The following is an 8,012-nucleotide window of genomic DNA, read 5'->3' on the forward strand; positions in this document are numbered from 1 at the left end:
CTTTTAAAAAGGCTAACACGTCCATATGAAACTGTCAATTTTTTGAAGAAAAATTCCATTGTATCATAATAGGGGCTTTTTGACTAGTCTCTATAATTGCCGGTCTGCAAATGTCTGTTCTTTAATGAGCTTCAGGCCTTCTTTGATTTTTCTCGCTCTCACTTCACCGATTCCCTCTACTTCATCCAATTCATCAACAGATGCACTGCACACCTTTGGCAATGTTTCAAATTCGGTGATCAAGTTTTCAATGATGACGACCGGAAGACGCGGAATTTTGTTCAACACCCGGTATCCACGCGGAAAGATGGCATCATCGGGGTGCACATAGCCTTGGTATCCAAACATTTTTAACAGAACGTGATCATCAAGCACTTCGGAATGGACAAGCTCCTGGAATTTAAATAATACTTCAAACGGCTTCGTATCCCGCTCGCTCGCATAATCACGGACTATCAGCATCGCTTCCTCTTCAATATCAGTCAGCAATTCATTCATCTGCAGGCGGATGAGCCTTCCTTCCGTTCCCAGCTCACTCAGGTACGTCAATAGTTCATTCTTAATACGGAGGACCATTTCAAATCGGTGCAGAACCTGTAGGAGGTCGCTGTGTGTAACAAGTTCCTCGAATTCCAGGACCGACAGATTGGATATGCTCTGATCAAGGACGACCTTGTACTTCTCCAAGGTCTGAATGGCTTGATTCGCCTTTGTTAAAATGACCGAAATGTCTTTAAGCGCATAGCGGAATTTCCCCTGATAAAGAGTGATGACATTTCGTCTTTGCGAAATCGCGATAACAAGGGCATTCGTCTGCCTTGCCACCCTTTCCGCCGTACGGTGCCTCATCCCGGTTTCGGTAGAAGGAACATAAACATCCGGAGCCAGCTGCGCATTTGCATAAAGTATTTTTGTGCCTGCTTCATTCAAAATGATGGCCCCGTCCATCTTAGCCAGCTCATAGAGGTAGCTCGGGGAGAAGGAGCAATTGATGTGAAAACCGCCATCTACCAAGGACCTTACTTTCTCGTTGAAGCCGACAACGATCAGTCCTCCCGTTTTCGCCCTCAATACATTATCAATACCTTCCCTGATCGGGGCACCCGGAGCGACAAATTGTAAAATATCCGATATCGATTTGTCTGTTTTTCTCTCTTCCATACCTTATCCTCCTAAAATAAGAGCAAGCGCTTCGTTTATCGTTGACACTCCAACTACATTTATATCAGAAGGCGGATGCCATCCGCTCAAGTTGTTTTGAGGGACGATCACGCGCTTGAAGCCTAATTTTGCAGCTTCCTGAACCCGTTGTTCGATTCTCGACACTCTTCTGATTTCACCCGTCAGCCCCACTTCGCCGATTATACAGTCATGAGGATTAGAAGCCTTATCACGGAAACTGGAAGCTATGCTCGTCGCAACCGCCAAATCAATCGCCGGTTCATCAAGCTTTACTCCCCCTGCCACTTTCAGGTAGGCATCCTGCTGCTGCAAAAGCATTCCAACACGCTTCTCCAATACAGCCATGATCAGCGAAACGCGGCTATGATCAATTCCGGTTGCCATACGGCGAGGATTATTGAAACTTGTCGGTGTGACAAGAGCCTGTATCTCCACAAGCACCGGTCTCGTCCCTTCCATCGAGGCTACAACAGTGGATCCCGTTGCTCCTTCAGAGCGCTCCTCGAGAAAAATCTCCGAAGGATTGGCTACCTCTTCCAGACCAAGCTCCTTCATTTCAAAGATCCCCATTTCATTCGTCGATCCAAACCGGTTCTTCACCGCACGTAAAATTCTATATGAATGATGTCGCTCACCTTCAAAATATAAAACGGTATCGACCATATGTTCGAGCAGTCTTGGTCCTGCAATCGAACCTTCCTTAGTAACATGCCCTACAATAAAGATGGCAATGCCTTTCGTCTTTCCGATTCTCATTAACTCTGCCGTACACTCCCGTACCTGCGAAACACTTCCCGGAGCAGACGTGACTTCAGGATGATAAATGGTCTGTATAGAGTCAATGATTACAAAGTCAGGAGACAAATGCTCAATCGTTTGATGAATGGACTCCAGATTGGTCTCCGCATAGATATATAAGTCGTCGCCTTTGATATTTAAACGATCTGCCCGTAATTTGGTCTGCTTTATCGATTCTTCCCCTGAAATATATAAAACCTTCTGGCTTTGCTGGGCAAGCTGTGAGGAAACCTGCAACAGTAAAGTAGATTTTCCTATACCCGGATCTCCACCTATTAAAACCAGCGAGCCGGGTACAACCCCGCCGCCAAGGACACGGTTCAATTCCCTGGACTCGGTTAGAACCCGCGGTTCCTGCCTCGTTTCAATGGATGAGAGTTTTTCCGCCTTCGATGGACCGTTCTTCTCACTGTGCATAAACGCAGCACGGGGCTGTTTACCGGTCATCGCAATCTCTTCCACCATTGTATTCCATTCACCGCATCCCGGACATTTCCCCATCCATTTAGCTGACTCGTATCCACACGAGGAACATACAAATTTCGTCTTTTTCTTTGCCAAATCGGTTCTTCTCCTCTTTTAATCGATTTTCTCTAAAATAGAATCATACCAATCCTTATTGGAATGATTGTAACGATTTTGTGTAATGCTTTCAATAAAAAACCCTTCGTGTCTATGTATTAAAATTTCCCATTAGAGTATTAAAAAAGAGGTACACGCCATGCTTATACGTGTACCTCTTTTCATTTGGTGATTTTAGGTTGGAGAATTAGCTTCTTCTTTTACCTTCACCAAAAATTCATTGTCCTCGACGTCGATCACGATGTTCTGACCAGTTAAGACTTTCCCTCTCAATAACTCTTCCGACAGCTTATCTTCAACATGCTTTTGAATCGCACGGCGAAGAGGGCGGGCACCGTATTCAGGATCGAACCCTTCATCTGCGATCTTCTCTTTTGCAGCAAGGGAAAGCTCGATATGGATATCCTGCTCCTTCAGGCGTTTTGTCAGCTGATCAGACATTAGCGTGACAATCTCTTTCAAATGTTCTTTTTCCAGGGAGTGGAACACAATGATTTCATCAATACGGTTAAGGAACTCTGGACGGAAGGCCCTCTTAAGCTCTTCCATTACCTTTCCTTTCATATCCTTATAATCCTGTTTTCCATCCTGGATGTTGAATCCAACGTATTTATTGCTCTTAAGGGATTGTGCTCCAACATTCGATGTCATGATAAGCACAGTATTCCTAAAGTCTACCGTTCTCCCTTTCGAATCTGTCAATCGTCCATCTTCCAGCACCTGAAGGAGGATGTTGAATACGTCAGGGTGAGCTTTTTCGATTTCGTCGAGCAGGATGACAGAGTAAGGCTTGCGTCGAACTTTTTCAGTCAGTTGTCCGCCTTCATCATAGCCTACATATCCCGGAGGCGACCCGACCAGCCGTGAAGTGGAGTGCTTTTCCATGTACTCGGACATATCAATCCGGATCATCGCTTCCTCATCACCGAACATCGATTCAGCTAATGCACGGGCAAGTTCTGTCTTACCTACTCCAGTCGGCCCTAAGAAAATGAAAGAACCGATCGGTCGTTTCGGATCTTTCAGTCCTGCACGGGCGCGTCGTACTGCCTTGGAAACAGCCACTACCGCTTCAGACTGACCGATTACACGTGAATGAAGGATCTCTTCCAGTTTCAACAGGCGGTCTGTTTCTGTCTGGGCAAGTTTCGAAACAGGCACTCCAGTCCAGTTGGAAACGACTGTCGCAATATCTTCCACTGTCACTTCCGTATTTTCCTGGCCCTGCTTTTCTTTCCATGTGTTCTTTGTTTCTTCCAACTCTTCACGCAGCTTCTGTTCAGTATCACGCAATGAAGCGGCCTTCTCAAATTCCTGGCTCTGAACGGCTGCATCCTTCTCTTTGCGGATCTCCTCTAGCCTGGATTCAAGCTCTTTCAAATTCGGAGGAGTCGTATAGGAACGCAGACGGACCTTGGAACCTGCTTCATCAATTAAATCAATCGCTTTATCCGGCAGGAATCGGTCTGAGATATAACGATCGGATAACTTAACCGCCGCATCGATCGCTTCATCCGTGATCGACACACGGTGATGGGCTTCATAACGATCACGCAGCCCTTTTAAAATTTGGACGGACTCTTCAGCGGTCGGCTCATTCACTTGAATTGGCTGAAAACGTCGTTCGAGTGCTGCATCCTTTTCAATATATTTCCGGTATTCATCCAATGTAGTGGCACCGATACATTGCAGTTCTCCCCGTGCCAATGACGGTTTAAGGATGTTGGAAGCATCGATCGCCCCTTCTGCTCCACCTGCACCGATCAAGGTATGAAGCTCGTCGATGAACAGGATGATGTTCCCTGCCTGACGGATTTCATCCATCACTTTCTTCAGGCGGTCCTCAAACTCACCGCGGTATTTCGTTCCGGCAACGACCGTACCCATATCAAGGGTCATAACACGTTTATCACGGAGGATCTCTGGTACTTCATTGGCAATGATCTGCTGTGCAAGACCTTCTGCAATGGCTGTTTTACCGACACCAGGCTCTCCGATCAAAACCGGATTATTCTTCGTACGGCGGCTTAGTACTTCGATCACCCGCTGGATTTCTTTGCTTCTTCCAATGACGGGATCCAGGCTGCCTTCTCTTGCAATCGCCGTCAAGTCACGTGCCAGGCTGTCGAGGGTAGGGGTATTTGCATTTGCATTCCCTCCGCCTTGATGATTATTGGAATCATTACTTCCGAGCAGCTGCAGAACCTGCTGTCTCGCTTTATTCAGGCTGACACCGAGATTTCCAAGTACTCTTGCAGCCACGCCTTCACCTTCGCGGATCAAACCTAGTAAAATATGTTCAGTGCCCACATATGAGTGGCCAAGCTTACGTGCTTCATCCATCGAAAGCTCGATGACCTTCTTCGCCCTGGGTGTATAATGAATGGTTTGGGATTTCTCCGTGCCTTTGCCGATCAGCCCTTCCACTTCTTTCTGGATCTTTTCCGGACTTAATCCCAGCGCAGTCAAGGCCTTTGCCGCAATACCCTCACCTTCACGGACAAGTCCCAATAAAATATGTTCAGTGCCAATATTACTGTGCGCCAAGCGGATTGCTTCTTCTTGCGCCAATGCCAATACCTTTTGTGCTCTTTCTGTAAATCGACCAAACATCATATTATTCTTCCTCCTCACATGCGTCTTTATCTAACTTAATTCGCTCTCGTATCAAAGAAGACCTTCTTATGTCTCTTTCATTCGGTTTTAGCGGTCCTCCTGAATATTGCTGCAGGAATCCCGGCTGAGTCAAAATCATTAGTTCATTCAATATATTCTTGGATATATTTTTGATGTATCCCAAATCGATTCCGAGCCTGACATCGGATAAACATTTCGCCGCTTCCTTGGATTCGATGATCCGGCTGTGTTCAAGTACACCGAGAGACCGGAATACTCTGTCTTCTAATTGTATGTTCGATGTCTTGACTAATGCTTCCCTGGCAGACTCTTCTTTCTCGATGATCTGCTTTACGACGCTCAGCAGATCCTCCACGATATCCTCTTCCGATTTACCTAAAGTGATCTGATTGGATATTTGAAAAATATTGCCGAGTGCTTCACTGCCTTCTCCATAAATCCCCCTGACCACCAGCCCCAGCTGATTGATGGCTGGAATGATCCTGTTCAGCTGCTGAGTCAGTACAAGTCCAGGCAGGTGCATCATGACAGAAGCCCTTAGTCCTGTCCCCACATTCGTCGGGCAGGTCGTTAAGTATCCGCGTTTCTCATCAAACGCATAATTAAATTCACTTTCAAACCAATCGTCGATTCCATTGGCCCGATTTAAAGCCTCATTCAATTGCAGACCCGGATATAAGCACTGTATTCGAATATGATCTTCTTCGTTTATCATAATGCTTACATCTTCTTCATTTGATAGAAGCACCGCACCGTCGTTTTCATTCTCAGCCAGATTAGGACTGATCAGGTGTTTCTCCATTAATACCCTCTTTTGAAGCGGTTGAATCTCATTCGTAGCCAGAAATTCCAATTCACCTAAATCTTTTGGATAAAGTGGCACCTTGTCCCTGACCCGGTTCACAATTTCCTCTGCTTCTTCTGCCGAATAAAGAGTGGAGTAGCGGAAATCCGTGAAATTCCGTGCCAGCCGCACACGGGAACTCAGCACAATATCCGAATTTGGACCCTCTTCATTCATCCAGGAGCTTACCGTATTACTCAAAAACCTCTCAAGACTCATTGGCCATCTCCCCCTTCATTCTTAATCTCTTTCTCAAGGGAGCGGATCTCGTCTCGGATCTCTGCAGCTTGCTCAAATTCTTCATTTCCGATCGATGCCTGCAAATCCGTCCTCAATTGGAGGATTCTTTTCTTCAGGTGGATGGCTCCGCCCATGCGTTCAGGAATCTTTCCGTGATGCTCGACATTGCCGCTGTGAACCCGCTTTAAAATGGGATCCAATTGTGATTGGAACGTCTCATAACAATGAGAACATCCGAACCGTCCCACGTTGATGAACTGCTGAAAAGTCATTTTGCACTTTTCACACTGCAAAATCTCTTGCTGAGAAATTTCTGAAGTTTTCGCCTGCTTCAATGCAGGTGAAATATTAAGCAGGCCTGCCAATAAATTGTTCACAGAAAATCCAGGCGAAGAATCAAACATGAATTTATCTCCCTTGTCCTGGGCGCATTGCTCACACAGATGCACTTCCGTCTTCTCCCCATTTATTACCTTCGTGAAATGAAGAGTAGCAGGTCTCTCATTACACTCTTGACAGATCATCCAACTCACTCCTCTAACCTTTATTCATACTTCAAGCTATCCAGCATCGCCTTTAACATTCTTCCCCGAAGGATATCCCGCTCAGGCAGTTCTACTATGATCACCGACCGATCCATCACGCTCAGCATGATCTTGGCCTCCCGTTCAGAGATAATATCTTCTTCCACCAATCTGAAAATGATATCTGCAGCCGTACTTTGACTGATGGCATTTCTCACCAGCGATACGAGCTGATCTATAAGATGGACCTGGTCATGGGCTTTCACCTTCATAATCCGGATATAGCCCCCGCCGCCCCGCTTACTTTCAACAACATACCCCCGCTCAATCGTAAAACGGGTGTTGATCACATAATTGATTTGAGAAGGAACACATTGAAACTTATCCGCGATCTCACTTCTCTTTATCTCGACTATTTCACTTTCACTAAGCTCCAAAACATTCTTCAAATAACTTTCGATGATGTCGGAAATGTTCCTCATCAAACCTCCTCCTCAATTTGACTTTGACTATATTTGACTATAATTATACAATCGCTTCTTTCACTTTGCAATTATGAACTTACCCTTAGAAGTTTTCCTGTTTTAGAAAATTTTTAAACGTATAAAAGGTGTTAATTCTGATTGTTCCTTATTTTAGATAGTTCAGCCTAGGGTATAGTATGTTGGGCGGTCCGGGTCGGTTAATGGCAGATTGGGTCCGATCTGAATTTTGGCACACTGGCACAGCGACGCTATTATTGGTGGCGGTTAATGGGTGAGGCGATGTTGGAGGGCGGATGAGTTGTTCAGGTTTGTTTCCGGTTGTTGTTGTGTTGGTGGTGGTTTTTGATAATAAAACCTTCGGATTGTTCATCAGACAGTGCTTCCGATTATAACCCTTGTATCTTGAAAATAGAATTTCAGGTTTCGATAATAAAAGTCGATTTTCGATAATAAACTTTCAAATGTTGATAATAAAATCTTCTTTTTCGATAATATATGGCTGCTTACTGCAATCGAGCCTTGACTGAAATATGGATTTTGGAGTGGAATGGAGGCATGTTCGAGGAATTTAAACCTTTCATTCCTGTCTTAATAAGATTTTGAATGAAAAAAGACAAAAAAGGCTTAAATGATGAAAAAGGATGTTTTTTTGGAAATGGATCAATTCAAATGGCAGAGGAGCAACCCTATACCTCATTCAACAAAAACAAAAAAACAGCC

The 8,012-nt window shown here is 45.1% G+C and carries 6 protein-coding genes; all 6 read right to left on the bottom strand.

The genetic code is table 11. From position 1 onward, the window contains the following. Positions 1-90 precede the first annotated feature (90 nt). Positions 91-1,161, bottom strand: a complete 1,071-nt coding sequence (gene disA / locus V6B33_RS20155) for a DNA integrity scanning diadenylate cyclase DisA (protein WP_334219447.1) — start codon at positions 1,159-1,161, stop codon at positions 91-93. A 3-nt stretch (positions 1,162-1,164) separates the two neighbouring features. Beyond that, on the bottom strand, positions 1,165-2,541 hold the full coding sequence (gene radA / locus V6B33_RS20160; protein WP_334219448.1) for a DNA repair protein RadA: 1,377 nt from the start codon (positions 2,539-2,541) through the stop codon (positions 1,165-1,167). Positions 2,542-2,736: 195 nt separating this feature from the next. Further along, the gene (gene clpC / locus V6B33_RS20165; protein ID WP_334219449.1) at positions 2,737-5,178 is read right to left on the bottom strand and encodes an ATP-dependent protease ATP-binding subunit ClpC; all 2,442 of its coding nucleotides are present in this window, start codon (positions 5,176-5,178) and stop codon (positions 2,737-2,739) included. Between the two features lies 1 nt (position 5,179). Next, complete coding sequence (locus V6B33_RS20170) at positions 5,180-6,262, bottom strand: protein arginine kinase (protein ID WP_334219450.1); 1,083 nt, start codon at positions 6,260-6,262, stop codon at positions 5,180-5,182. Further along, entirely contained in the window at positions 6,259-6,807 is a 549-nt protein-coding gene (locus V6B33_RS20175; RefSeq protein ID WP_334219451.1) for a UvrB/UvrC motif-containing protein, read from the bottom strand. The genes V6B33_RS20170 and V6B33_RS20175 overlap by 4 nt, the downstream gene beginning before the upstream one ends. Before the next feature lie 20 nt (positions 6,808-6,827). Then, positions 6,828-7,289: a CtsR family transcriptional regulator gene (locus V6B33_RS20180; protein ID WP_334219452.1), complete on the bottom strand. Its 462-nt coding sequence runs from the start codon at positions 7,287-7,289 to the stop codon at positions 6,828-6,830. Between the last annotated feature and the right edge of the window lie 723 nt (positions 7,290-8,012).

Source organism: Mangrovibacillus sp. Mu-81 (genome assembly GCF_036867415.1).
Classification (GTDB): Bacteria; Bacillota; Bacilli; order Bacillales; family Bacillaceae_B; genus Rossellomorea.